Below are 24,245 nucleotides of genomic sequence, written 5' to 3'. Positions count from 1 at the left end.
CCGGGCGGGCCGGACCGGGTGGGGGACCCCCATCCCTCCTCGATACGATGGACGGATGACTTCGCCCCTGCCCGCCGCCGTCCTGTGGGACATGGACGGCACCCTCGTGGACACCGAGCCGTACTGGATGGCGGCCGAGACCCCGCTCGTGGAGAGCTTCGGCGGGACGTGGTCGCACGAGCAGGCACTGCGCCTGGTGGGGATGGGGCTCGAGGATTCCGCGCGGATCTTCCAGGACGCGGGAGTGCGGATGAGCGTGCCCGACATCATCGATCACCTCACCGACGGCGTCATGGCGCGCCTGGCCTCCACCGGGGTGCCGTTCCGGCCCGGAGCCCGAGAGCTGCTGGCCGATCTGAAGGCCCAGGGAGTGAAGACCGCACTCGTGACGATGTCGATGCGGCGCATGGCCACGAGCGTGGTGGATCTGATCGACTTCGATGCCTTCGACGTCGTCGTCGCGGGCGATGACACGACACGGCCCAAGCCCTACCCCGATGCGTACCTGCAGGCGTGCGCCGCGCTCGGCGTGGATCCCGCCGACACCGTCGCGATCGAGGACTCGCCCAACGGCCTGCGCGCTGCCCTGGCCAGCGGCGCCGTGTCCCTCGGGGTGCCCCTGATGCTGTCGTTGACCGGTGTCGGCGCGCACGCCCTGTGGCCGAGCCTGGAGGGCCGCACCACGGACGACCTCCGCGCGCTCCACGCCGCACACGCGGTCGGTCAGGAGGCGGCCCGATGAGCGAGATCCCGCACCTGAGCGGCCCGTTCCGCATCGGCGACCGCGTGCAGCTCACCGGCCCGAAGGGGCGCCTGCACACGATCACCCTGCGCGAGGGCGGAGAGTTGCACACCCACAACGGCGTGCTTCCGCACGCGAGTCTCGTCGGTCAGCCGGATGGCAGCGTCGTGACCAACAGCGCCGGCCACGAGTACCTCGCCCTCCGTCCGCTGCTGCGCGACTTCGTCATGTCCATGCCGCGGGGAGCGGCGATCGTCTACCCGAAGGATGCCGCCCAGATCCTGGCGCAGGCCGACATCTTCCCCGGCTCCGTGGTCGTGGAAGCGGGGGTCGGTTCCGGCGCGCTCGCCCTGTGGCTCCTCCGCGCGATCGGGCCGAGCGGGCGGCTGGTCTCCTTCGAGCGCCGCGAGGAGTTCGCCGAGGTGGCGCGCGCGAACGTCGAGACGTACCTGGGCGCCCAGCCGTCGACGTGGCAGCTGATCGTGGGGGATCTGGTCGAACAGCTCCCCGGATCCGTGGCTGCCGGCTCGGTGGACCGCGTGGTGCTCGACATGCTCGCCCCGTGGGAGTGCATCGACGTCGTCGCCGACGCGCTGACCCCCGGCGGGGTGGTGCTCTGCTACGTCGCGACCGCCACCCAGCTCAGCCGGGTTGCCGAGTTCATCCGCGCCACGGGCCTGTTCACCGACCCGGATGCGAGCGAGACGATGGTGCGCGGCTGGCATGTCGAGGGCCTCGCCGTGCGTCCCGACCACCGGATGGTCGCCCACACCGGGTTCCTCCTCACCGCGCGGCGGCTCGCGCCGGGGGCGGTGCCGCCGGAGGTCAAACGGCGCGCATCCAAGAGCAGCTACGGCGATGACGATGTCGAGCTGTGGACGCCCGGAGCCGTCGGAGACCGGGAGATCACCGACAAGAACCTGCGTAAGCGCGTGCGGGAGGCCCAGCGTGCCGCCGAAGGAGTGCGGCAGGCGGGCGAGCGGGGCGCCGAGGAACCCACCCCCTAGACTGTTGCGGTGCGTAGAACTCCCGCTCTCCTGGCCGCCACGACCCTCCTCGCCGTCGGTCTCGTCGGATGCTCGGGGACACCGGACGAGTCGTGCAACCCGACCATGCGCAACGCTTCCGCCCTCGACGCCGTGGAGGTCTCCGGCTCGGGTGACGGCGAGCCCACGGTGGACGTCCGCACCCCCTTCCGCGTCGGCTCCACCGCATCGAAGGTGCTCGAACAAGGCGACGGCACCGAGATCGTCGACGAGGATCAACTGGTCGTGCTCGACATCACCGTCGCCGGGGGAGATACCGGCGAATCCGTGATCGCCACTCCGTACAGCGGCGATCTGACCCGGGTGTTCACGCTGTCCGAGTGGTTGCAGGGATTCCCGGGGCTGGTGAGCGCGCTCGACTGCGTCACGGAGGGTTCGCGGCTGGTCGTGGGCCTCGCGCCCGACGACCTCGCCGAAGGCGCAGCGCAGAGCATCGGGCTCGGCGAGGACGAGTCGGCGGTCGCCGTGGTCGACGTGCGGAAGGTCTACCTGCCCAAAGCCGAAGGCGCCGACCAGTTCACCGAGGGCCATGGCCTCCCCACCGTCGTGCGCGCGCCCGACGGGCGACCGGGCATCATCGTGCCCGACGCCACGCCGCCCGCCGATGTCGTGGTCGAGGTGATCACGCGCGGGGACGGCCCGGAGCTGACCGCCGACGACGTCGCCCGCGCCCACTACACCGGCGTCGTGTGGCAGACCGGCGAGGTCTTCGACACGACGTGGGATTCCACGCCGGCGGAGGTGTCGCCGGAGACCCTTCCCCCCGCGGTGGTCTCGGCCCTGGAAGGCCAGACCGTCGGCTCGCAGGTGCTCGTGGTGGTCCCTCCGGGCGAGGCGTTCGGCGACGAGTCCCAGGGCGCCATCCCCGGCGGGTCCTCCCTGATCTACGTGATCGATCTGCTCGGCATCGACGGCTGACGCCCCGGGTGGCTGCTCCTGCCCCGGCAGGGGCGAACGTAGGATGTGAGGGTGCCTACGCGACCGGTGAAGAACGCTCCTGAGGAGCGTCTGGTGAACCTCGTCGTCGCGCTCATGGCCACCGAGCAGGGACTGACCAAGGACACCATCCTGTCGTCGGTGGCCGGCTACCGCGAGCAGGCCGAAGGCGGCGCATCCAAGGATGCGCTGGAGAAGATGTTCGAGCGCGACAAGGAGAGCCTGCGCGGGCTCGGAGTGCCGATCGACACGATCGGCGACTACGCCGATCCGGACGACCTGCGCGAGGCGCGCTACCGGGTGCCCACCGCCGAGTACGCCCTGCCGGCCGACATCACCTTCACCCCGGCCGAGGTCGCGCTGCTGAACATCGCCGGGAGCGTCTGGGGCTCGCAGTCGATGTCGGTCGATGCCCGCAGCGGCCTCCGCAAGATCCGGGCCCTCGGCATCCCCGTGGACGAGCCGATCATCGGCTACGCCCCGCGGATCAGCCTGCGCGATCCGGCGTTCCCGGCTCTCCAGGCCGCGATCGAGCAGAGCCGCGTCGTCACCTTCCCGTACCTCCGGCCCGGCGACACCGCCCCGCGCTCGCGTCGTGTGCGCCCGCTCGCGCTGGTGGAGTACGAGGCGCGCTGGCACGTGTTCGGCTACGACGTGAACATCGACGCCGAGCGCACGTTCCTCCTCTCCCGCATCGTGGGCGAGGTGGAGCTCACTCGGGAACGCTTCGACGCGACCCAGCGCGAGGGCGCGGGGGAGAAGGCACTGTCGGGTCTGCAGGCGGTCGCGGCCTCCCAGACCGCGCTGCTGGAGGTGCACCCCGGTACCGAGGCCGCGCTGAGGCTGCAGCGACGGGCGACCCCCGCCGACCAGGGCATCCGGGTGCCGTACGTCGACGTCCATGTCTTCGCCGAGGAGCTCGCCTCCTACGGACCCGAGGTGCGGGTCGTCGAACCGGCGGAGCTTCGCGAGCAGGTCGTCCGCCGCCTGGAAGCGACCCTGGCGCTGCACGGAGGCGTCGCATGACGGCGCGTAAGCCGATGCTGGCCACCGACCGCGCCGCGCTCATGCTGCAGCTCGTGCCCTACCTCATCGGCAAGGGCGAGGTGTCGATCGTCGAGGCGGCCGACGAGTTCGAGGTGACCCCCGAACAGATGCGGGTCTTGGTGGAGAAGCTCACGGTCATCGGCCTGCCCGGCGACGGCGGGTTCTGGCAGCTGCCGAACGACCTGTTCGACATCGACTGGGACCTCCTGGACTCGCGCGATGTCATCTCGATCACCAACAGCGTCGGTCTCGAACGCTCTCCCCGCCTCACCGCGCGCGAGGCGGCCGCCCTGCTCGCCGGTCTCCAGCTGGCACGGACGCTGCCCGGAGCCGGCACGAACGAACTCATCACGGGACTTCTCGCCAAGCTGGCGCGCGGCGCGTCGGCGGCTCCGGCCGACGTGATCGTGGCGACAGGACCGGTCGACGACGTGCGCGACGTGGTCGACGAGGCCCTGCGCTCGCGCGTCGCGGTGTCGTTCACCTACAAACCGCCGGATGCGGCCGCCACGACGCGCACCGTCGACCCGGTCAAGGTGCACATCGCGAACGGCTCGTGGTATCTGCAGGGGTGGTGCCACCTGCGCCGGGCGATGCGCACGTTCCATCTCGAGCGCGTGAGCGACCTCACCCTGACGGAGATCCCGATCACCCACGGGGCCGAGCCGGTTCCCGACCTGTTCCAGCCCGGCGAGAACGACGTCGTGGTGCGTATTCGCTTCCCCTCGGCCATCGCACCGCTCATCGGGGACTACCTGGACCGTGCCCGCACGGAGACGGCCGGCGGCACGACGACGGCGGTCCTGCAGGTGGCCGACGAGCACAGCCTCAAACGCCTCGCCGCCCGACGCGGGGGTGAGGTGGAGATCCTCGATCCGCCCGCCGCGCGCAGCGCCGCCGCATCCTGGGCGCAGGCCGGGCTCGCCCAGTACCGCTCCGAGGCATAGCAGCCGCGTCGCCGCGCTAGGACCGCCGCGGCGGCCCGGGAGTTACACTGGGGGAATCCCGTAATCCTCGAGGAGATCTCATGCTCGGCAACTTCACCGGATGGCACCTGCTGATCGTCCTCGCTGTCATCCTGCTTCTGTTCGGCGCGGCCAAGCTGCCCGCCCTCGCCAAGAGCATGGGCCAGTCGGCCCGCGTGTTCCGCGGCGAGATCAAGGAAATGAAGCGGGAGGACGCCGTGGAGACGGGCACTTCCGATCGTCCCGGCGCGCCCACGGCGACGAACAGCACCGCGGACCGGCCCGGCGGGACGCCCAACTCGTCTTCCTGACCGGTCGTGGTCACGACCGATCCGCCACGGGTGGGAGAACAGCCCGGCACACCGCGACGGGGTGATCGACGCATGTCGCTCGGCCAGCATCTGGTCGAGCTGCGGAGGCGACTGATGATCGCCGCGGCGGCGCTGCTGGTGGGCATGGTCGTCGCGTTCTTCATCACCGACGGCGTGATCGACGTGCTCACCGAGCCCATCCGCACCGTCGCCGCCGACCGGGGCACCGACCTGGTCGCCCTGAACTTCGACACCGTCACCTCCGCGTTCGACATGCGGATGCGGATCGCCTTCGCGATCGGCCTGCTGCTGTCCGCGCCCGTCTGGCTGTGGCAGATCTGGGCGTTCATCATGCCGGGCCTCACCGGTAAAGAGACCCGATACACGGTCGGCTTCGTCGCCGCCGCCGTGCCGCTGTTCTTCGGGGGGTGCGTGGTGGGCGTGGTCATCATGCCGCACATCATCGAACTGATGGCCACGTTCGTGCCCGATCAGGGCGCCCAGCTGTTCACCGCCGTCACCTACTACGACTTCGTGTTCAAGCTGCTGATCGTCATCGGCGTCGCCTTCGTGCTGCCCGTCTTCCTCGTCGCCCTGAACCTCGCCGGCGTCATGAGTGGCAAGGCGATCCTGAAGGGATGGCGCGTGGCCGTGCTGGTGGCGACCATCTTCGCCGCCCTCGCCACCCCCGCGGCCGACGTCATCAGCATGCTGATGCTGGCGGGCATCCTCGTCGTGCTCTTCTTCGCCGCCGCGGGACTGTCCCTTCTCTTCGACCGCCGCCGTCGTCGCCGTGATGCCGCCCTCCTGCCGCCGGAGGCGACGCCATGAGCACCCCGAGTCCCGCCGAACGATTCGCCCGCGCCTCCCAGCGCGCGCAGCATCCCCTCACCACCGCGTTCGCCGCCGCCCAGCGGTTCGACCTCGACGAGTTCCAGATCGCCGCATGTCAGGCTCTCGAAGAGGGCCGGAGCGTTCTCGTCGCCGCCCCCACGGGTGCGGGGAAGACCATCGTGGGCGAGTTCGCGGTGCACCTGGCGATGAACGAGCCGGGGGAGAAGGCGTTCTACACCACGCCCATGAAGGCGCTGTCGAACCAGAAGTTCCGCGAACTGGTCGAGGTCTACGGCGCCGACGAGGTGGGCCTTCTCACCGGCGACACCAACATCAACGCGTCGGCGCGGATCGTGGTGATGACCACGGAGGTGCTCCGCAACATGCTCTACGCCGATTCCTCGGCGCTGCGGGGCCTCCGCTACGTCGTGATGGACGAGGTGCACTATCTCGCCGACCGATTCCGCGGCCCCGTGTGGGAAGAGGTCATCCTGCACCTCCCGCCCTCGGTGCGGCTCGTCTCGCTCTCGGCGACGGTGTCCAACGCCGAGGAGTTCGGCGACTGGCTCGACACGGTGCGCGGCGACACGCAGGTGATCGTGTCGGAGGTGCGTCCGGTGCCGCTCGAGCAGCATGTGCTCGTCCGGGGCGACCTGCTCCCGCTGTTCGACGACCGCGCGGGTGTCGCCACCGCACAGGTCAACCAGGAGCTGATGCGGATCCGGTCGGGGTCGGGGTCGACGTACGAGAACAACCGGCGGGCGCAGTCCTACCGGTCGGCACAGCAGACCGGCTCCGCGCCGCACGGCCGGCGCCCGCCGCGGGGCGGACAGCGTCCGGTGCGCTCGGCCAACGTCCAGCGCGTCGAACGTCTCGACCGCCCGGAGGTCGTCGGGCTCCTCGAACGCGCCAACCTGCTCCCGGCGATCTTCTTCATCTTCAGCCGGGCCGGGTGCGATGCGGCGGTGCAGCAGATGCGCCGGGCGAAACTGCGGCTGACCACGGAGGAGGAGCGCCGGGAGATCCGCGAGATCGTCGAGGAGCGCACGCGGACTCTCCGTGACGAGGACCTGGCGGTGCTGGGGTTCTGGGAGTGGCGGGAGAACCTCGAGCGGGGCGTCGCCGCCCACCACGCGGGGCTCCTCCCGGCCTTCAAGGAGGTCGTCGAGTACCTCTTCCAGCGCAAGCTCGTTAAAGCCGTCTTCGCGACCGAGACCCTCGCGCTGGGCATCAACATGCCGGCCCGCACCGTGGTGCTGGAAAAGCTGGAGAAGTTCAACGGCGAAGCCCGGGTGGCGATCACGTCGGGGGAGTACACGCAGATCACCGGCCGCGCCGGTCGCCGCGGCATCGACGTCGAAGGTCACGCCGTCATCCAGTGGACCGAAGGTCTCGACCCGCAGGCGGTCGCGGCTCTCGCCTCGCGCCGCACCTACCCGTTGAACTCGAGCTTCCGCCCGACCTACAACATGGCCGTGAACCTCCTCGACCAGTTCGGCCGGCCACGCTCGCGCGAAATCCTGGAGTCGTCGTTCGCGCAGTTCCAGGCCGACCGGTCCGTGGTCGGCCTCGCCCGCCAGGTGCGCGAGAACGAAGAATCCCTCGCGGGGTACGAGAAGGCGATGACGTGCGACCGCGGGGACTTCCGCGAGTACTCCGCCATCCGCCGCGACCTCTCCGAAGCCGAGAAGCTGAACCGCCGCGACGCGACGGCATCCCGTGCCACCCGCGAGCAGCGCCTGCGCGAGATCGCGTCGCTGCGCAAGCGGATGCTGCGGCACCCGGCCCACTCGTGCCCCGACCGGGAGAACCACGCGCGGTGGGGCGAGCGGTACTGGAAGCTCAAGCGCACGACCGACAAGATCCGCGCGCAGATCCAGACCCGCACCGGCACGGTCGCCCGCATCTTCGATCGGGTCGTGGACGTTCTCACCGAACTGCAGTACGTCGCGGTGGATGAGGACGGCGCCACGCACCTCACGCCCGCCGGACGGACGATGCGGCGCATCTACGGCGAACGCGACCTGCTTGTGGCCGAATCGCTTCGCCGTGGCCTGTGGACCGGACTGGATGCCCCGGCCCTCGCGGCGATCGCGTGCTCGCTGGTCTACGAGCCGCGCCGCGACGACGCCGGCCCGGGGGAGTACGGGCTGCCGCGCGGCGCGTTCCGTCCCGCGCTGGATGCCACCCAGACGCTGTGGCAGGAGCTCGACGACCTCGAGCGCGAGCACCGGCTCCCCGGCACCGAGCCGATCGCGGCGGGGCTGGCCAGCGCCATGCACCAGTGGACCCGCGGCGCACCGCTTGACCGGGTGCTCGCCGACGCCGATATGGCGGCGGGCGACTTCGTGCGCTGGGCCAAGCAGACCATCGACCTGCTCGACCAGCTGTCGCTGGTCGCCGACGCCCCCGTAGCAACGGTGGCCCGCCGCGCGCTGGACGGCGTGCGCCGGGGCATCGTGGCCTACTCCACCGTGTGACACAGCCGGTAGTCAGCATCCCGAAGCTATGGTCGAATCCGTGCCCGCCCCCCTCCCGCTGCTGCCGCTGTGGGCAGCGGTGCTCACGGCGGGCGTGGGCGGTCTCGCGCTGGATGCGGCCTTCCCCGACATCGGCTGGTGGCCCCTCGCGTTCGTCGGAGTCGCGTTCGCCCTCGCGTCGCTGATCGGCCGGAGCGTCGGCGGTGCGCTGCTGGTGGGAGCCGTCTTCGGCGCCGCCTTCTGGTTCGTCCACGTCTCGTGGACCACCCGCTACCTCGGGGTCATCCCGTGGTTCGGTCTGGCCGGGGCAGAGACCGTGTTCTGGGCGGTGGGCTCCGTGCCGATCACCCTCGCGTACCGGTGGCTTCCGCGGGTCCTCCCGGGGCGGTGGTCGCGTCTGCTCCTCCTGCCGGTGCTCGTGGCCGGTCTGTGGACGATGCGCGAGCTCGTGATGGGCTCGTGGCCGTACACGGGATTCCCATGGGGGCGCATCGGGATGACCCAGTCCGAAAGCCCCCTGGGCTCGCTCACGTCCTGGGTCGGTGTGACCGGGCTGACCTTCCTCATGGTCGCCTTCGCCGCGGCGGTGCTGGAATGGGCCCGGATCGGGCGGTTCCGCGATGTGCGGACGGCCCTCCCCGCCGTGGCGCTGGCCGTCGTCCTCGTCGCCGTCCCCTCCTTCCCGACCGCGGCGGCCGGGACGCTCCGGGTAGGAAGCGTCCAGGGGAACGGACCGACGGGGTACTTCGACCCGCGCGGACCGGGAGACGTCCTCAACGCGCAGCTGGAAGCGACGTCGCCGCTGTTCGGCGAGGAGCTGGATCTCCTGGTCTGGCCGGAGGGGGGCGTGGATGCCGACCCCCTGACGAACGCGGGAACGGAGCGCACGCTGGACGCTCTGGCCGAACGCGTCGGCGCGCCGTTGCTGGTCAACGCCGCCACGGCCCGTGGCGACGACGTCTTCAACACCTCGATGCTGTGGACCGCGGGCGAAGACGCCCCGCAGCTCCACGACAAGACGCATCCGGTGCCCTTCGGCGAGTATGTGCCCGACCGGTGGTTCTTCCAGGCGGTCGCGCCCGACCTCGTCGGTCTCATCGGTCGGGAATACTCGCCGGGGACCAACCCGCCGGTGGTCGATCTCGGCGGGATCGCCATCGGCCTGGCGATCTGCTTCGACGTCATCTACGACGACGTGCTGTGGGACGGCGCGCGCGAGGGCGCTCAGCTCTACGTCTTCCAGACGAACAACGCCGACTTCCGCGATACGGACGAGAACCTTCAGCAGCTGGCCTTCGCACGGATGCGGGCCATCGAGACGGGGCGGGCGGTGGTAAACATCTCCACGGTCGGCACGAGTCAGGTGATCGCCCCGGACGGCAGCGTCATCGACGCTCTCCCGGCGGGTGAGGCGGGCACCATGCTCACCGAGGTGCCGCTGCGGGAGGGGCTGACGCCCGCCGTGGTCCTCGGATCCGCCCTGCAGGCGATCATCGGGTGGGGGAGTGTGCTCGCCCTCGCCGCCCTCGGCGTCGCCGCCACGCTCCGGTCACGTCAGCGGGTGGCCCACCACCGATGACCTCGCCGGGGAGCGGAACACCGGCGGAGACACGACGACGCCGACCCCGAAACGGGGCCGGCGTCGGTGGTGCCTGGACTCAGGCTGAGATCTTTTCCGTGGCATCTCCGCCACCGCGGCGCGCGCGGATGTAGGCGAGACGCTCTTCGAGAAGCTCTTCCAGCTCGGGCATCGTGCGCCGCTCCAGGAGCATGTCCCAGTGCGTGCGGGCGGCCTTGTCTTCGCTGTGGTCGACGGTGGCGGTGCCCTCACCGATGCGAAGCAGCGCCTCGGCGCCGCACGTGCGGCACTCCCAGGACGGGGGTACTTCCGCGTCGGCGGCGAACGTCAGTGTCGTGTCACGTCCACAGGACGTGCAGGTGTAGATGTGCTGTGCGCGGTCGTGGAACACGACGCCCTCTTCGCTTTGTAGGCTCTGGGCGCCGAGTCGGACTCCGCGCAGACTGCGGTCTGCCATTTTATGGTCCTCTCGTCGCTGTCCAGGTATAACGTTCTGACCTGGGCGATCCATCCGAACGGGCGCGCGTCGTCGCGCATTCACAGAGGATGCTCAGCGGGAGCGGTCACGCGACGAGCGTCAGCGCCACATCGGCGCGATCGGTCACGAGGCCGTCCACACCGGTCGCGAGCAGACGCTCCATGTCCGACAGGTCGTTCACGGTCCAGACATGGACCTCCACGTCCCTCGCGTGGGCGGCGTCGATCAGGCGGGGAGTGAGGACCCGTCTCCCGCGGTGCCGCTCCGGAATCTGCAGGGCGTCCACTCCGCGCAGCGCGGCATCCACGCCGCGGCGGCTGCGTACGGCGAGCGCCGCGAGAAGCTGTGCGAGCACGCGGGATCCGGGTGCGGTCGCCGGGAGGATCGGGGCACCGGCCCGTTCGGCGGCGGCGAGCGCGGCACGGCGACGCGCGTCCGAGAAGCTCGTGAGCAGCACCCGCTCGGCGTGCGGGGCGACCAGACGTCCGACCGCATCCTCCGTACCGGCGACCTTCACGTCGAGGTTGAACCGCAACGTCGGGAACGACTCCAGCGCCTGCTCGAGCGTGAGCAGCCCGCCTCGCTCCGCGAGCATCTCCATCAGTTCGGGCAGGGCCACCTCCGCCACGCGGCGGGGATCGTGGGCCACGCGGGTCAGATCCTCGTCGTGCAGGAGCACCACGACGCCATCGGAGGTGAGGTGGCAGTCCGACTCTATGTACTCCACCCCCGTGGCGTGAGCCGCCGCCACGGCCGCGAAGGAATTGTCCACGACGCCGGAGGCGGCAGCATCCGCGGTGAGCAGTCCTCGGTGAGCGAGGATCCGCGGCGTTCGGGTGCCGCGGAGGTAGGGATGGGTCACGACGATTCACGCCCCGCCGAGATCGCCCGACCCGGCGGGCATCGTGGAGCGCGCCTGCGCCGCGATGTCATCGGCCGCTGCGGCCGCTTCGCGCGCGGCCTCGACGGCCTCGTCCGCTCCGCCGCTTCGGGGCGGGGGAGTACGCGGCGAACGGCGGAGATCCGCTCCGCTCTGCCGCCCGCCGAAGGCGTCCCCGATCCCCTTCAGGGCCTCCGTCAGTTCGCTCGGGATGATCCACAGCTTGCTCGACGGGCTCTCGCTGATCTTCGGGAGGGTCTGCAGGTACTGGTAAGCCAGGAGCTTCTCGTCCGGGTCTCCGGCGTGGATCGCGGAGAAGACCATCTGGATCGCTTCGGACTCTCCCTGCGCGCGCAGCACGGCGGCCTGCTTGTCGCCTTCGGCTCGGAGGATCTCGGCCTGCCTGCGGCCCTCGGCCTCCAGGATCTGCGACTGCTTGGATCCCTCGGCCGTGAGGATCGCCGCCCGCCGGTCGCGCTCGGCGCGCATCTGCTTCTCCATCGAATCCTGGATGGAGTGCGGTGGGTCGATGGCCTTGAGCTCCACGCGGCCGACGCGGATGCCCCATTTGCCGGTTGCCTCATCCAGCACCACGCGCAGCTGGCCGTTGATGTTGTCTCGGCTGGTGAGCGCCTCTTCGAGGTTCAGCCCGCCGACGACGTTGCGCAGCGTCGTGGTGGTCAACTGCTCCACCGCACCGAGGTAGTTGGCGATCTCGTAGGTGGCGGCCCGTGCGTCGGTCACCTGGAAGTAGACGACGGTGTCGATCGAGACGACGAGGTTGTCTTCGGTGATGACCGGCTGCGGGGGGAAGGAGACCACCTGCTCGCGCATGTCGATGAGCGGACGGACGCGGTCGATGAAGGGGACGAGGAGGTTCAGGCCCGGCTGGAGCGTCTTGTGATAGCGGCCGAGACGCTCCACCACCCCCGCCCTGGCCTGCGGGATGATGCGGATGGCGCGGAAGAGCACCACCACGACGAAGACCAGGACGGCGACCGCCAGCGCCCAGCCGATGACGGCCGGGATGACCTCTTGTGCGGTCATTCGGGGACCTCCTCAGGTCGGGGGTGGACGTACGCGGTCGCGCCGTCGATCCGCGCGACGCGCACCGGCGTGCCCGGCTCGATCTCACCCCGTGCGTCGCTGCGTGCCGTCCAGACGTCGCCGTTGGCGAGCTTCACCTGACCGGTGACGGTCGTGACGGTGGCGAGCACCCGGCCCTCCAGGCCCAGGAGCGCCTCCATGTTCGACGGGCTCGCGTCGGATGCGCGGTGGAGTCGTCGCAGCAACGGGGGCCGGAGGGCGAACAGCAGGACCGCCGCGACGCCGGCGGCCACGATCACCTGCAGCCAGAGCGGGGCGCCGAGGAGATCGGCGCCGAGGCCGGCCAGTCCGCCGACCGACAGCATCAGGAAGGTCAGGTCGAGGGTGAGCATCTCCACGACCAGGAAGATCAGCATGAGCACCACCCATCCGATCCATGCCCACTGGCCGATGGTCTGGAGCAGCTCCATGGTGCGCCTCCTTGCCCGCAGACGGTCCCACGCACGGTCGTGCGCGAGCACGGATTGGTAGGGTCGAACAGCCCGCGCGAACGGCCGCCGCGGTGCAGGAAACCGCCGACTTCAGGAGCTCCCCGTGTCCCAGATTCTCCCGCCCGACTCGCTTCGCGGCAAGACCGCCCTCGTCACAGGGTCGTCCCGCGGGATCGGCGCGGACACCGCGCGCTACCTCGCCGAGGCCGGTGCGAACGTCGTGATCAACTACCGCAACAAGGCGCCCCGCGCCGAGAAGCTCGCCACGGAGCTCCGCAGCCTCGGGGTGCAGGTGCTGGTGGTGGGAGCAGACCTCACCGATCCCGCCTCCGTCGAGGCGATGGCCTCGGAGGTGGAGCGGGCGTTCGGAGCCCTCGATGTGCTCGTGCTCAATGCGTCCGGCGGCATGGAGGCGGGGATGGGCGAGGACTACGCGCTCCAGCTGAACCGCGACGCGCAGGTGCGGGTCCTCGAGGCGGCTCTGCCGCTCCTCGGGGACGGCGCCCGCGTGGTGTTCGTCACGAGCCACCAGGCCCACTTCATCCGGACCACCCCCACGATGCCGGAGTACGAGCCGGTCGCCCTGTCCAAGCGTGCCGGGGAGGACGCCCTGCGCGAGTTCATCCCCGAGCTCGCCGAGCGCGGCATCGGATTCGTCGTGGTCTCGGGAGACATGATCGAGGGGACCATCACGGCGACCCTGCTCGAGCGCGCGAACCCCGGAGCCATCGCCACGCGCCGCGAGTCGGCGGGGCGGCTCTACAACGTCGCGGAGTTCGCCGCCGAGGTCGCGCGCGCGGCGATCGAGCCGATACCGGCTGACAACACGCGTCTCATCGGCGACACCTCGTCCTTCGAACCCGAGTGAGCATGCGCCCGACGGACATCGACGCACTGGTCCGGGTGGGCCGGCCCGCCATCGCGAGCGACGGTTCGTTCGCGGTGTTCGCCACGTCGCGCCCGGATGTCGCGGCCAACCGCAATGTCGGGCAACTGTGGCGGATCGACCTTCCCGGGGGAAAGCCGCGCCGGTTCACGCGCGGCACCGCCGACGCGAGCCCGGCACTCACCCGCGATGACGCGCACGTCGCCTTCCTGCGCGCCGATGCCCAGGGCCGCACGCAGGTGTTCGTCGTCGGAGCCGGGGGAGGGGAACCCGTGCAGGCCACCGACGCCCCCTCCGGTGTGGAGGACTTCGCGTGGTCACCCGACGGCACGCGGATCGCGTACACGGCGCGGATCGCCGAGCCGGGCCGGTACGGCACCGTCAAGGGCCTCGACGCCGCCGCCGAGGCGCCCCGGCACATCACCGGCGTCCGCTGGCAGGCCGACGGCCTGGGCTACCTCGCCGATCGGCCCGCCCAGCTCTTCCTCATCGACGCGCCCGCCGTGGACGGCGAGCCGTTCTATGAGCCGGCCTCGCGCGTGCTGGCCGAGGGGGAGGACCAGCCGACGACCACCGTGGTGGCTGCGGAGGCCGTCGCCCTCACCGAGGGACCGGCGAGCTGGCACGGCGCCGTGTGGACCTCCGACGGCCGGGAGATCCTCGTCGTGCCGGACGTGATCGAGCACGACATCCGTGACCTCCGCAGCCGCGTCGTGGCCGTCGCCGTCGACGGCGGGGGGATGCGGGAGGTGCTCCCCAGGTCCGCCAACCTCTCGGTCGGCGACGTGGCGGTCGCCGATGACGGCACCGTGTTCCTCCTCGCGAACGACGTGGGGCCGCGCGGGACCGACTTCGTGGCCCCCGGCGTCGCCCTGTGGATGCTGGGGCCGGCTGGTCCGCATCTTCTCACCGAGCCCGAGACGATCGACCTGGGCGAGGTCGGCAGCCGGGCCACCCCGGTCGGCGACGACGTGCTGGTGCAGGACCGCACCCGCGGCCGCATGCGGATCCTCCGTGTCACGAGGGACGGAACGGTCTCTGAGCTGCTCGGCGGCGACGTCGGGGCGAGCGGGGTGGCGGCCGCCGGGCAGCGGATCGTCGCATCCGTCAGCACCCCGGACTCGTACGGCGAGCTGGTGCTGCTCGAGCCCGGCGCGCCCGCGCGCGTCCTCACGCACTTCGGCCGCGCACTGGGGGAGACGGGCATCACCACCCCGCAGGAGCGGGAGGTTCCGGGCCGGGACGGCTACCCCGTCCATGGCTGGGTGGCCGTGCCCGAGGGCGAGGGACCCTTCCCGGTGATCCTGCAGATCCACGGCGGACCGTACGCGACCTACGGGGTGCACGTCTTCGACGAGACCCAGGTGCTCGTGGACGCCGGGTACGCCGTGGTCTACTGCAACCCGCGCGGCAGCGCCGGGTACGGACGCGCCCACGGCCGCGCCATCCGGGGCGCGATGGGCACCGTCGACTACACCGACATCATGGACTTCTTCGACGGGGCGCTGGTCGCGGACGCCCGCCTGGATGCCGAGCGCGTGGGTGTCATGGGCGGCTCGTACGGCGGTTACATGACGGCGTGGGTCATCGCGCACGACACGCGGTTCGCCGGCGCGATCGTAGAGCGCGGGTTCCTCGATCCGGTGTCATTCCAGGGCACGAGCGACATCGGCAGCTTCTTCGGCGACGAGTACGTCGGCACCGACCCGGACGCGGTGCGCGCGCAGAGCCCGCTCGCGGTGGTGGATCGTGTCACGACACCGACCTTCGTGATCCACTCCGAGCTCGACTTCCGGTGCCCGCTGGAGCAGGCCACGCGGTACTACACCGCGCTGAAGCGTCAGGGGACCGAGGCGGAGATGCTCATCTTCCCCGGCGAGAACCACGAACTCTCGCGAGCAGGTCAGCCGCGGCATCGCGTCGAGCGGTTCACCGCCATCCTGGACTGGTGGCGGCGATACCTGCCCGCTTGAGGAGCGCCGTCAGACGATGCCCCGCCCGATGGTGACCGCACGCACGATCCCGACGATGCCGAGGACGATCAGCGCGATGCCGAGGAACACCCACAGCAGCCCCACGTACATCGGCGTGAACAACAGGATGAGGCCGGCGACGATGCTGAGGACGCCCGAGAAGATCGCCCAGCCCTTCGACCCCGACGCGCCCAGGGTCGTCAGCGTCACGATCCCCTCCACGATCCACAGGGCTCCCACGATCACCCCGAGGACGATGGTGAAGCCGACGGTGGCGGCCGCGAGGTTGACCAGCGCCACCACCCCGGCGATCACGAACAGGGCACCCAGGACGACATAGCCGACGCGGACCCAGCCGGAGAACACGCGGACCAATATGCCCACCCCGGCATACACCAGACCGGCCGCGACCGCCCACACCGCGATGATGGCGACCGCGACTTCGGCCGTGCGCCCCGGCCAGAAGACGATGAGGAGCCCGACGATGAGGGACAGCGCGCCCGAGACCCCGAGCGCCGTCCGGATCGTCGTGAGGGCACCGCGCGCGAACGACTGGTCCACGGACATGGCGTCTGCCTTCCTGGGAGCAGGCTGAGTGCCGCCCGGGGCCCACTGTAGGGCACAGGGCGGGAGGAGACGAGGGACCTTGGACCCGGTCGGATCAGTGCAGGAGCGCCGCGGCGAGGAACAGGACGGGGATGCAGCCGAGGGTCGTGACGAAGATGGTGTCGCGGGCGATGATCTCGCCGACGCCGTAGCGCTGAGAGAACAGGAAGGCGTTCTGCGCCGTCGGCAGGGCGGCGAGCACGACGACGATCCGCGTCTGCTCGGGGGAGAGGCTGAACGCGGTTGCCAGAAGCCACGCCACCAGCGGCATCGCCACGAGCTTCAACGCCGACGCCAGGAGGACATCCACCCGCCGACCGGCGGCCGTGAGGACCCGCTGGCCATGCAGCGTCATCCCGTAGGCGATGAGCATGACGGGGATGCACGCGTCGGCGAGGAGGGAGAGGGGATCGAGCACGATGGGCGGCAGTTCGAGTCCGCTGAGTGCGACGAGCACTCCGAGGGCGGCACCCCACAGCATCGGATTTCTCACGGTCTGAGCGGCGATGCGCCGCCACGACCGGGTGCCCGCGGTGGCCGCATCCAGCAGCGCGAGGGTGACCGGCATGAAGACGAGGAGCTGGAAGAGCACGACGGGAGCCGAGTAGGCGGCGTCGCCGAGGATGTACAGCGACAGCGGTATGCCGATGTTGTTGGCGTTGACGTAACCGCTGGAGAACGAACCCACCACGGTCTCGCCGAGCCCTCGCCGCAGTACGAGCGCACCGATCAGCGCGTAGACGGCGAACATCGCCAGGGCGGTGAGCGCCGACACCGGCAGCAGGGCCGAGAAGAGGGTCTGCACGTCGGCGCCGGCCAGGATGACGAACAGCAGGAACGGCGAGAGGACGAAGAAGGTGAGGCGGCTCAGCACGCGCTGGCCCGCCGCACCCAGCAGGTCGGTCCGGCCCAGGACGTAGCCGACAACCACCGCCAGGCCCACGACGGCGAAGCCGGTGAGAACGCCGGTCATGCGTGCGCGCGCGGGGGAAGCGAGGGGCGGGGGCGCGTCGTCACGGAACGAGCTTAGGGGGCCTCACCCGTGCGACTTGCCTTTGCCCGGGCCCGGGCCGCTTCCCTCGTTCCCCTTGCCGCCGCCGGGGCCCTTCTCCTTGTCCTTCTCTTTGTCTTTCTTCTCCTCCGGGCCCCCGCCGTCGTTGCCGCTGTCTTCGCCGTCGGGGGAGTCGACCGGGGTCTCGACGGGGGTGTCGTCGACGGGGGCCTCGACGGGAGTGTCGTCGACGGGGAGCGGCTCTTGCGGGGCCTGTTCGGCGGGCTGCTCGGGCTGGGGCGTCGGCGCCGAGGGGGGCGCGAGTGCGGCCAGCTCGGCTCGGATGAGCGAGATCGTCTCGAGGATCGCCTCGGCCTCCTGGGCTGTCAGATCGCCGGCGGTCTGCTCGGCCGCCACCTGTGTCTCGATCTCGTCGATCGATGCGGATGCCCCGGTCAGGTCGCCCGCGGCGGCGGAATCGGCGGCCGCCACCACGAGGGTGCGCAGATCCGGTTCGGACGGGGGAGTGCTCGCGCATCCGGCGAGCGCGAGGGATGCGGCCACGGCGAGGCCGACGAGGGCCGGGGTGCGCCGGTTCACGGCCGCACCTGCTCGAGGAGCCGGCGAAGATGCTCGCCCAGGGGCTCGGGGAGCGCCGGGAGAGTGGGATCGGGGGTCGGAGACCCTCCGGGCAGCACCATCAGCGCGAACACCAGCCCGATCGCGGCGGCCAGGACCACGGCGCCGAGACCGATCCACCAGCCGCGATGCGACCGGGACGCAGGTGCCGGGTCGCCCGGCGTGTCCGACAGGATGGCCGTGGGCGCGGCGGGGCGCAGCTCCACCGTAGGGCGATCCGAGGTCGAGGCGCCGGTGGCAGCGGGCATGGTGATCGCCGCACCGTCGGGCATGGTGATCGCCGCACCGTCGGGCATGGTGATCCCCGCGGGGTCGTACCGTGCCGCGGCGGGCTCGGTCTGGAGGAGGAGGGCGGCGCGCCGGACGGCGTGAGCATCGGGCCGTTCGGCGGCGTCCATCGACGTCATCGCCCCGAGGAGCCTGCGCCATCCTTCCGGCAGCGTCGAGGGGATCTCCGGCGCGCGGAGGAGCCGAGCCACGAGCGCCTCGTGCGGCGTGTTCTGTGCGTAGGCCCGACGCCCCGTGATCGCCTCGAGCAGCACGAGACCCAGGGAGTAGATGTCGGCGGCGGGTGCGGGTGGTGCGCCGCGGGCCTGCTCGGGGCTCAGGTACGCCGCAGTGCCGATGAGCGTCCCGGTGGCCGTGACGCGGGCGGAGTCGATGAGGTATGCGATGCCGAAGTCGGCCAGCGTGGCGCGCGGGGGCTCGAACGGCAGCGGCGCCGGACGCAGCAGCACGTTGGAGGGTTTGAGGTCGCGGTGGACGATGCCGCGCGCGTGGATGACGTGCAGAGCCTCGGCCAGGTGCGCCGCGAACGTGGCGGTCAGAACCGGGTCCACCGGGCCCTCGGTGAGGCGCTGCGTGAGGGTCGGCCCCTCGATGAGCTCCATGACGAGGTACGGCGGGTCCTCGTCCAAGCGGGCGTCGAAGAGCGTGACCAGCGACGGGTGGGTGAGGGACGCCAGCACGCGGGTCTCGGAGGCGACGCGTGCGCTGTCGGATTCTCCGGTGGCGTTGGCCGCGAAGATCTTCAGGGCGACCGAGCGCTCGAGACGCTCGTCGGTGGCTCGGTACACACTGGCGTATCCGCCGCGCCCGATGACTGTCTCCAGGCGATAGCGTTCGCCCAGGACAGCGCCGTCGGCGGGGACGGCGGGAGGATCGATGACACCTGTCATCGTGCGCCTCCCGCCCACCCGGAGCAATTGCCGATAATGCACATTATGTCAGTTTGCTCGTTGCTTATGTCAGTGTGATCGTTGCTTATGTCAGTTTGACCGCTCCTCCACCGAGGAGCGCGCACGTGGCGTCAGACGACGTCGTCGCCGCTGGTGCGCGTGGACTGACGGGTGACGCGCTCGCCCGCGGCCGGGTCGACGGCGGTGCGCGTGACAGTGTCGCTGGACCGGCGGCGCATCATCAGCACGAGTCCGATCACGAAGACGACGACGCCGGCACCCATGAGGATGTAACCGATGAGGTCGAGGTTGATGACATCGAGCTGCACGTTCACGGCGAACGCCAGGATGGCTCCGATGACGAACAGCGCGATTCCTGCTCCGATGCTCATGGCTCTCCCCTTTCCGGACGCCGGACACGTGCGACGTCCTTGCGGCACGGTGCCGCGGTCCCATGATGGTCTCACGCGTGGAGGGGTCCTGAGGGCTTGACATCCGGCCGGTCCCCCGGACCTGTTATGGAACCGGTTCCATGGGTGTCGCCGGCGCCGCCTAGTCTCGACGCATGGGTGCCACCGTCTTTCACACGGCCGTCACGCTCAATGGCTTCCTGGCGGACGAGAACGATTCGCTCGCGTGGCTGTTCGCCGTGCCCGGCGCCGATGACGCCGAGAACGACATGGCGTCGTTCCTGGCGACGGTGGGTGCGTTCGTGATGGGCGCGGCCACGTACGAGTGGGTCCTGAACATGGAGGAGCACGAACGGCCCGGCATGTGGGCGGAGTCCTACGGAGCACTCCCCTGCTTCGTCGTCACGCACCGCGACCTGGCGGTGCCTGCCGGAGCCGACATCCGGTTCGTGCAGGGTGATGTCGCCTCCTTCTGGCCGGAGGTCGCCGACGCCGCCGGCGACGGTGTCATCTGGCTCGTCGGCGGCGGCGACCTCGTCGGTCAGTTCGACGACGCGGGCCACCTGGATGAGATCCGTCTGTCGGTGGCGCCGGCTCTTCTGCCGGCAGGAAAGCCGCTCCTCCCCCGCCGGATCGGCCCTGAACGTCTTCATCTGGAGTCCGTGCGGCGGGCCGGGCAGTTCGCCGAGCTGGTCTACCGTGTCACGCGGAGGCCGGCGTGACGGTCACCGGAGTGGGGAATTTCGCCGTGCGGCCGTCTCCGGAGGAGGTGCCGGTGAGGCGACGACGCACCCACGGCCCCACGTGCGTGCGGTAGTAGGCGGCGCCGGCAAGGCGTTCCTGCATCGTGTCGGGAAGCGACCACCACCCGGCGGGTACGTCCAGACCGAGAGCTTCGAGGACGCGGGCTGCGACGCGATGGTGACCGCGCGTGTTCATGTGCAGCCGATCCACCGCCCAATACGCGGGAGACGACAGCTCGCGGTCAGGCCAGTTCAGCGCGCGCGCGACGTCCGGCCACTCCTCGAGGCGGCCGTCGACGGCGGCTGAGAGTGCGTCGCCGCGCCGCTGCACCATGCGGCCGAGCGGCAGTTGCGCGGATGGATTCGCCCCCGAGAGCAGGATGAGGCGGACGCCTTCTTCGTCGCAGCGGCGCAGCACCGTGGTGAAGGCGTCGGCGATGCGCGGGATGTCCGGGCGCGGGCGGATCATGTCATTGCCGCCGCCGTTGAACGACAGGTGCGTGGGCTTCAGTGCGAGGGCGGGCTCGAGCTGCTCGCGGATTATCGGCCACACGAGTTTGCCCCTGATGGCGAGATTGGCGTACTCGATCGGCTCGTCGATCGCCGTCGCCCACTGCTGGGCAACGAGGTCGGCCCATCCGCGGACGGTCCCGTCCGGCAGCTCATCGCCCACCCCCTCGGTGAAGGAGTCGCCGATGGAGACCAAGCGTACGGATGCCACCCCGCTACCCTACGGGTCGCGGGGGCGAGGACCTCACCGCTCGTCCAGCGCGCGCCCCCGCCGGTCGGCGAGACCCCACGTCGCGACAACGGCCACCGCGAAGAAGCCGGCGAAGACGATGAACAGGACCGGCGCGCCGCCGGCGGCGAGCAGGGGCGGCACCGCGAGCGGCGCGATGATCGACGCGATGCGTCCCACTCCGGCTGCCCATCCGCTTCCGGTTGCGCGCACGGACGTGGGATAGGTCTCCGGCGATACGGCGTAGAGAGCTCCCCAGGCGCCCAGGTTGAAGAAGGACAGGGCCATGCCGGTGAGGATGACCATTCCCTCACTCGTCGCGGTACCGAACAGGACGGCCGACACGGCGGAGCCGGCGAGGAACGCCGCCAGCGTTGCGCGGCGTCCCCACACCTCGATGAGCCAGGCAGCGACCGCGTATCCGGGGAGCTGTGCGAGGGTGATGATCAGCGTGAAGCCGAACGAGCGGACGAGGTCGTACCCGGACGCGACGAGGATCGTGGGAATCCAGATGAACGCTCCGTAGTACGAGAAGTTGACGCAGAACCACACGATCCACAGGCTCGCGGTGCGGAGCCGGAATTCGCGCGACCACAGGGTGGCCAGGCGCTCCCCCGCTCGAGCGGCCGATGGCGGCGCGGCCGATGCCGGCGTGGGAGGTGCCGGCGAAGCCGCTGCCTCTCCCCTGCCGGCGCCGCCTTCGAAGGCCGTCAGGATGCGCTCCGCCTCCGCGGAACGGCCCTGGCGTGCGAGCCAGCGGGGGGACTCGGGAAGGCCCCAGCGCACGACGAGCGCGTAGACGGCCGGGACCGCGCCCAGCGCGAACGCCCATCGCCATCCGTCGGCCGACGCCGGGATGACGAAGTAGCCGATCAGCGCCGACGCGGTCCATCCCACCGCCCAGAACGCCTCCAGGATCACGATGAGCCTGCCGCGGATCCGCGCGGGCGCGAACTCGCTCACGTAGGTGGAGGCCACCGGAAGCTCAGCGCCGAGCCCGAGGCCGACCACGAAGCGCAGCACGATGAGCACGGCGAGCCCGCCGGCCAGGGCGCTCGCGCCGGTAGCGACCCCGTAGATCAGGAGGGTCACCGCGAACACCTGGCGCCTCCCGAAACGGTCCGCGAGGAGTCCGCCGATGGTGGCGCCGACAGCCAGGCCGACGAATCCCGCCGATGCGATCCATGCCGTCTGCCCCGGTTGCAGCGACCACTGCTGCGCGAGCACGGCGATCACGAAGGAGATGAGCCCGACGTCCATGGCGTCCAGGGCCCAGCCGATCCCCGATCCGGTCAGCACACGCATGTGGCCGCGGCCGAGGGGCAGCCGGTCGAGGCGCTCCGACACAGTGGTGGGCGAGGTCGTGGCCGCGTCGGTCATGACGCCATGTTAGAGAGCGCGGGAGGGGTGTCGGGTCGCACGCGCGTTCTCGTACGCGCGGCGCCGGTCAGGCGGTTTCCGCAAGCATGTCGTGGACCAGGGGCAGAACGCGCGTGCCGTACAACTCGATGCTGTGGAGCACCTGTTCCTGGGGCAGTCCGCCGGTGCCGATCTTCATGTCGAACCGGTCGGCGCCGAGCGTGCGGACGGTGTCGGCGATCTTGCGCGCCACCGTCTCGGGAGACCCCACGTACATCGATCCGTCCGGACCGACGTCGTGCTGGAACCGGAGACGGTTGTAGGCCGGCCACCCCCGCTCACGTCCGATGACGGTGTAGTTGTGCTCTACGCCCGGGTAGGCCTGCTCCCACGCCTCGGCGTCGGTGTCGGCGACGTGCCCGGGCGAATGGACGCCGACGGGGAGCCGACCGCGCTCGAACGAGTCCAGCGCGCGGTGGTACAGATCCACCAACGGGCGGAACCGGTGGGCCGGTCCGCCGATGATCGCGAGCATCAGAGCGAACCCGTGTCGCGCGGCGCGGACGACGGATTCGGGGCTCCCCCCCACGCCCACCCACGCGGTGAGCCCCGATTCCGTCTTGGGATACACGTCGGCGCCGTCGAGCGCGGCGCGGGTCGTTCCCGACCAGGTCACCGGCCTCTCATCCAGAAGCTGCCGGAACAGCGCGAGCTTCTCGTCGAACAGCACCTCGTAGTCGGCGAGGTCGTAGCCGAACAGCGGGAACGACTCGATGAACGACCCCCGCCCGAGGATGACCTCCGCCCGCCCGCGGGACACCGCATCCAGCGTCGCGAATCGCTCGTACACTCGCACGGGATCATCCGAGGACAGCACCGTCACGGCGGTGCCGAGATGGATGCGTTCGGTGCGGGCCGCCGCGGCGGCCAGGACGATCTCCGGGCTCGACACCGCGAATTCCGGACGGTGGTGCTCCCCCACCCCGAAGAACGACAGACCCACCTCGTCGGCGCGAACGGCCTGCTCCACGACGTCCCGGATGGTTTCGGCGTCGCTGGATCGTGACCCGCCGGTGGCGATCGCGACGTCTCCGAACGTGTCGAGGCCGAGTTCCACCTGCTGTGCGCTCATGAGCGCCTCCCGTCTTTTTATTCAGTCGCATGCAACGGCCCCGTGTCCGTTGATATTCCGCCCCGGTGAACGCGTGCGGACGAGGGCGGCCGGAGCGGCCAGAGTATCCTCGCGGCATGGCGTTGTTCGCCGACCGGGTCGACGCAGGCACGCAGCTCGCGGCATCCCTCCGCCCGTGGCGGGGGCGGGATGCGGTCGTGCTCGGCATCCCGCGGGGCGGTGTCGTCGTCGCGGCCGTCGTCGCGTCGGCGCGCGGCTGGCCGCTCGATCGGGTCCCGGTGCGCAAGCTCGGGGCGCACGGCAACGCCGAGCTCGCCGTGGGGGCGATCGCCGAGAACGTGCGGGTCGTCTCGGAGCGGGCGCTGCGGCTCAGCGGTACGACGCCCGCCGAATTGGAGCGGGTGGAGGAGGCCGAGCGCGCAGAGCTTGCGCGGCGGACGGCGGCGTACCCGTCGCCGGGGATCGACCTGACCGGTCGCGTTGCGATCGTGGTCGACGACGGGATTGCGACCGGGTCGACGGCGCGGGCCGCGTGCCGCGCGGTACGCCGCCGGGGTGCCGGCGAGGTCGTCCTGGCCGTCCCGGTCGCGCCCTATGACTGGGCGCCGGAGGAAGGCGTCGCCGACGCCTTCGTGTGTCCGCACCGACCGCGCGACTTCCGCGCGGTCGGGCAGTTCTACGCCCGCTTCCCGCAGACGACCGACGGGGAGGTCGCGCGCCTGCTGGCGCCCGACCTCCCCGCCTGAGGCCGCG

The 24,245-nt window shown here is 70.8% G+C and carries 25 protein-coding genes; 13 read left to right on the top strand and 12 right to left on the bottom strand.

All coding sequences use genetic code 11. The features are described 5' to 3' along the window. Nucleotides 1-55 precede the first annotated feature (55 nt). From AC2DGY_RS09085 to lnt, 9 genes are all read left to right on the top strand, one after another. Nucleotides 56-742 (top strand): HAD family hydrolase, encoded by a 687-nt coding sequence (locus AC2DGY_RS09085; RefSeq protein ID WP_484509365.1) that lies wholly within the window; start codon nt 56-58, stop codon nt 740-742. Further along, nucleotides 739-1,749 (top strand): tRNA (adenine-N1)-methyltransferase, encoded by a 1,011-nt coding sequence (locus tag AC2DGY_RS09080; protein WP_484509364.1) that lies wholly within the window; start codon nt 739-741, stop codon nt 1,747-1,749. The genes AC2DGY_RS09085 and AC2DGY_RS09080 overlap by 4 nt, the downstream gene beginning before the upstream one ends. Nucleotides 1,750-1,758: 9 nt before the next feature. Beyond that, nucleotides 1,759-2,706, top strand: a complete 948-nt coding sequence (locus AC2DGY_RS09075; RefSeq protein WP_484509363.1) for an FKBP-type peptidyl-prolyl cis-trans isomerase — start codon at nt 1,759-1,761, stop codon at nt 2,704-2,706. A gap of 51 nt (nt 2,707-2,757) precedes the next feature. Continuing rightward, entirely contained in the window at nt 2,758-3,750 is a 993-nt protein-coding gene (locus AC2DGY_RS09070) for a helix-turn-helix transcriptional regulator (protein WP_484509362.1), read from the top strand. Next, nucleotides 3,747-4,718, top strand: coding sequence for a helix-turn-helix transcriptional regulator (locus tag AC2DGY_RS09065; protein ID WP_484509361.1), 972 nt, complete (start codon nt 3,747-3,749; stop codon nt 4,716-4,718). The genes AC2DGY_RS09070 and AC2DGY_RS09065 overlap by 4 nt, the downstream gene beginning before the upstream one ends. Nucleotides 4,719-4,798: 80 nt before the next feature. Beyond that, complete coding sequence (gene tatA / locus AC2DGY_RS09060) at nt 4,799-5,047, top strand: twin-arginine translocase TatA/TatE family subunit (protein ID WP_484509360.1); 249 nt, start codon at nt 4,799-4,801, stop codon at nt 5,045-5,047. A gap of 72 nt (nt 5,048-5,119) precedes the next feature. Next, a complete protein-coding gene (gene tatC, locus AC2DGY_RS09055) occupies nt 5,120-5,878 on the top strand; it encodes a twin-arginine translocase subunit TatC (protein ID WP_484509359.1) in 759 nt (252 codons plus the stop codon). Continuing rightward, the gene (locus tag AC2DGY_RS09050; RefSeq protein ID WP_484509358.1) at nt 5,875-8,361 is read left to right on the top strand and encodes a DEAD/DEAH box helicase; all 2,487 of its coding nucleotides are present in this window, start codon (nt 5,875-5,877) and stop codon (nt 8,359-8,361) included. Before tatC ends, AC2DGY_RS09050 begins: the two co-directional genes overlap by 4 nt. Nucleotides 8,362-8,389: 28 nt before the next feature. Next, a complete protein-coding gene (lnt, locus tag AC2DGY_RS09045; protein WP_484509357.1) occupies nt 8,390-9,940 on the top strand; it encodes an apolipoprotein N-acyltransferase in 1,551 nt (516 codons plus the stop codon). A gap of 79 nt (nt 9,941-10,019) precedes the next feature. On the opposite strand, the gene AC2DGY_RS09040 is transcribed toward lnt, so the two are convergent. From AC2DGY_RS09040 to AC2DGY_RS09025, 4 genes are all read right to left on the bottom strand, one after another. Further along, entirely contained in the window at nt 10,020-10,397 is a 378-nt protein-coding gene (locus AC2DGY_RS09040) for an RNA polymerase-binding protein RbpA (protein ID WP_484509356.1), read from the bottom strand. A 106-nt stretch (nt 10,398-10,503) separates the two neighbouring features. Then, nucleotides 10,504-11,280, bottom strand: coding sequence for a glycerophosphodiester phosphodiesterase family protein (locus tag AC2DGY_RS09035; RefSeq protein ID WP_484509355.1), 777 nt, complete (start codon nt 11,278-11,280; stop codon nt 10,504-10,506). Nucleotides 11,281-11,286: 6 nt separating this feature from the next. Beyond that, nucleotides 11,287-12,345 carry an SPFH domain-containing protein gene (locus AC2DGY_RS09030; RefSeq protein ID WP_484509354.1) on the bottom strand — a complete coding sequence of 353 codons (1,059 nt, stop codon included), beginning with the start codon at nt 12,343-12,345 and terminating at the stop codon, nt 11,287-11,289. Then, nucleotides 12,342-12,815 (bottom strand): NfeD family protein, encoded by a 474-nt coding sequence (locus AC2DGY_RS09025; protein WP_484509353.1) that lies wholly within the window; start codon nt 12,813-12,815, stop codon nt 12,342-12,344. The genes AC2DGY_RS09030 and AC2DGY_RS09025 overlap by 4 nt, the downstream gene beginning before the upstream one ends. Nucleotides 12,816-12,939: 124 nt before the next feature. Here AC2DGY_RS09025 and AC2DGY_RS09020 point away from each other — a divergent pair, with 124 nt between their 5' ends. Both AC2DGY_RS09020 and AC2DGY_RS09015 read left to right on the top strand, forming a co-directional pair. Next, a complete protein-coding gene (locus AC2DGY_RS09020; RefSeq protein WP_484509352.1) occupies nt 12,940-13,704 on the top strand; it encodes an SDR family oxidoreductase in 765 nt (254 codons plus the stop codon). Nucleotides 13,705-13,706: 2 nt separating this feature from the next. After that, nucleotides 13,707-15,695 carry a S9 family peptidase gene (locus tag AC2DGY_RS09015; protein ID WP_484509351.1) on the top strand — a complete coding sequence of 663 codons (1,989 nt, stop codon included), beginning with the start codon at nt 13,707-13,709 and terminating at the stop codon, nt 15,693-15,695. Nucleotides 15,696-15,704: 9 nt separating this feature from the next. Here the strand turns inward: AC2DGY_RS09015 and AC2DGY_RS09010 are convergent, their stop codons facing one another. From AC2DGY_RS09010 to AC2DGY_RS08990, 5 genes are all read right to left on the bottom strand, one after another. Beyond that, entirely contained in the window at nt 15,705-16,262 is a 558-nt protein-coding gene (locus AC2DGY_RS09010) for an HdeD family acid-resistance protein (protein ID WP_484509350.1), read from the bottom strand. Between the two features lie 94 nt (nt 16,263-16,356). Beyond that, the gene (locus AC2DGY_RS09005; protein WP_484509349.1) at nt 16,357-17,274 is read right to left on the bottom strand and encodes an AEC family transporter; all 918 of its coding nucleotides are present in this window, start codon (nt 17,272-17,274) and stop codon (nt 16,357-16,359) included. 63 nt (nt 17,275-17,337) lie between these two features. Further along, nucleotides 17,338-17,892 (bottom strand): hypothetical protein, encoded by a 555-nt coding sequence (locus tag AC2DGY_RS09000; RefSeq protein ID WP_484509348.1) that lies wholly within the window; start codon nt 17,890-17,892, stop codon nt 17,338-17,340. Continuing rightward, nucleotides 17,889-19,109 carry a serine/threonine-protein kinase gene (locus AC2DGY_RS08995; protein ID WP_484509347.1) on the bottom strand — a complete coding sequence of 407 codons (1,221 nt, stop codon included), beginning with the start codon at nt 19,107-19,109 and terminating at the stop codon, nt 17,889-17,891. Before AC2DGY_RS08995 ends, AC2DGY_RS09000 begins: the two co-directional genes overlap by 4 nt. A 131-nt stretch (nt 19,110-19,240) precedes the next feature. Beyond that, on the bottom strand, nt 19,241-19,501 hold the full coding sequence (locus tag AC2DGY_RS08990) for a DUF6458 family protein (RefSeq protein ID WP_484509346.1): 261 nt from the start codon (nt 19,499-19,501) through the stop codon (nt 19,241-19,243). A 173-nt stretch (nt 19,502-19,674) separates the two neighbouring features. Between AC2DGY_RS08990 and AC2DGY_RS08985 the strand changes: the two genes are divergently transcribed. Next, entirely contained in the window at nt 19,675-20,241 is a 567-nt protein-coding gene (locus tag AC2DGY_RS08985; protein WP_484509345.1) for a dihydrofolate reductase family protein, read from the top strand. Here the strand turns inward: AC2DGY_RS08985 and AC2DGY_RS08980 are convergent. From AC2DGY_RS08980 to AC2DGY_RS08970, 3 genes are all read right to left on the bottom strand, one after another. Then, entirely contained in the window at nt 20,222-20,983 is a 762-nt protein-coding gene (locus AC2DGY_RS08980; protein ID WP_484509344.1) for an SGNH/GDSL hydrolase family protein, read from the bottom strand. The genes AC2DGY_RS08985 and AC2DGY_RS08980 overlap by 20 nt on opposite strands. Nucleotides 20,984-21,016: 33 nt before the next feature. Continuing rightward, nucleotides 21,017-22,381: an MFS transporter gene (locus tag AC2DGY_RS08975; RefSeq protein WP_484509343.1), complete on the bottom strand. Its 1,365-nt coding sequence runs from the start codon at nt 22,379-22,381 to the stop codon at nt 21,017-21,019. 67 nt (nt 22,382-22,448) lie between these two features. Continuing rightward, nucleotides 22,449-23,492: an LLM class flavin-dependent oxidoreductase gene (locus tag AC2DGY_RS08970; RefSeq protein ID WP_484509342.1), complete on the bottom strand. Its 1,044-nt coding sequence runs from the start codon at nt 23,490-23,492 to the stop codon at nt 22,449-22,451. Between the two features lie 116 nt (nt 23,493-23,608). Here AC2DGY_RS08970 and AC2DGY_RS08965 point away from each other — a divergent pair, with 116 nt between their 5' ends. Then, nucleotides 23,609-24,238 (top strand): phosphoribosyltransferase, encoded by a 630-nt coding sequence (locus AC2DGY_RS08965; protein WP_484509341.1) that lies wholly within the window; start codon nt 23,609-23,611, stop codon nt 24,236-24,238. Nucleotides 24,239-24,245 lie beyond the last annotated feature (7 nt).

This window comes from Microbacterium sp. Z6_144 (genome assembly GCF_057197625.1).
Note: the sequence above shows the minus strand (reverse complement) of the source record. Positions and strands in the feature narration are given on the sequence as shown.

Excerpts from the sequence above, each read along its gene's own strand:
- AC2DGY_RS08985 (WP_484509345.1), top strand. The coding sequence starts at position 19,675 with ATGGGTGCCACCGTCTTTCACACGGCCGTCACGCTCAATGGCTTCCTG.
- AC2DGY_RS09085 (WP_484509365.1), top strand. The coding sequence starts at position 56 with ATGACTTCGCCCCTGCCCGCCGCCGTCCTGTGGGACATGGACGGCACC.
- AC2DGY_RS08995 (WP_484509347.1), bottom strand. The coding sequence starts at position 19,109 with ATGACAGGTGTCATCGATCCTCCCGCCGTCCCCGCCGACGGCGCTGTC.
- tatA (WP_484509360.1), top strand. The coding sequence starts at position 4,799 with ATGCTCGGCAACTTCACCGGATGGCACCTGCTGATCGTCCTCGCTGTC.
- lnt (WP_484509357.1), top strand. The coding sequence starts at position 8,390 with ATGGTCGAATCCGTGCCCGCCCCCCTCCCGCTGCTGCCGCTGTGGGCA.
- AC2DGY_RS09015 (WP_484509351.1), top strand. The coding sequence starts at position 13,707 with ATGCGCCCGACGGACATCGACGCACTGGTCCGGGTGGGCCGGCCCGCC.
- AC2DGY_RS08975 (WP_484509343.1), bottom strand. The coding sequence starts at position 22,381 with ATGACCGACGCGGCCACGACCTCGCCCACCACTGTGTCGGAGCGCCTC.
- AC2DGY_RS09050 (WP_484509358.1), top strand. The coding sequence starts at position 5,875 with ATGAGCACCCCGAGTCCCGCCGAACGATTCGCCCGCGCCTCCCAGCGC.
- AC2DGY_RS09080 (WP_484509364.1), top strand. The coding sequence starts at position 739 with ATGAGCGAGATCCCGCACCTGAGCGGCCCGTTCCGCATCGGCGACCGC.
- AC2DGY_RS09010 (WP_484509350.1), bottom strand. The coding sequence starts at position 16,262 with ATGTCCGTGGACCAGTCGTTCGCGCGCGGTGCCCTCACGACGATCCGG.
- AC2DGY_RS08970 (WP_484509342.1), bottom strand. The coding sequence starts at position 23,492 with ATGAGCGCACAGCAGGTGGAACTCGGCCTCGACACGTTCGGAGACGTC.
- AC2DGY_RS09030 (WP_484509354.1), bottom strand. The coding sequence starts at position 12,345 with ATGACCGCACAAGAGGTCATCCCGGCCGTCATCGGCTGGGCGCTGGCG.
- AC2DGY_RS09025 (WP_484509353.1), bottom strand. The coding sequence starts at position 12,815 with ATGGAGCTGCTCCAGACCATCGGCCAGTGGGCATGGATCGGATGGGTG.
- tatC (WP_484509359.1), top strand. The coding sequence starts at position 5,120 with ATGTCGCTCGGCCAGCATCTGGTCGAGCTGCGGAGGCGACTGATGATC.
- AC2DGY_RS08965 (WP_484509341.1), top strand. The coding sequence starts at position 23,609 with ATGGCGTTGTTCGCCGACCGGGTCGACGCAGGCACGCAGCTCGCGGCA.
- AC2DGY_RS09040 (WP_484509356.1), bottom strand. The coding sequence starts at position 10,397 with ATGGCAGACCGCAGTCTGCGCGGAGTCCGACTCGGCGCCCAGAGCCTA.
- AC2DGY_RS09005 (WP_484509349.1), bottom strand. The coding sequence starts at position 17,274 with ATGACCGGCGTTCTCACCGGCTTCGCCGTCGTGGGCCTGGCGGTGGTT.
- AC2DGY_RS08990 (WP_484509346.1), bottom strand. The coding sequence starts at position 19,501 with ATGAGCATCGGAGCAGGAATCGCGCTGTTCGTCATCGGAGCCATCCTG.
- AC2DGY_RS09065 (WP_484509361.1), top strand. The coding sequence starts at position 3,747 with ATGACGGCGCGTAAGCCGATGCTGGCCACCGACCGCGCCGCGCTCATG.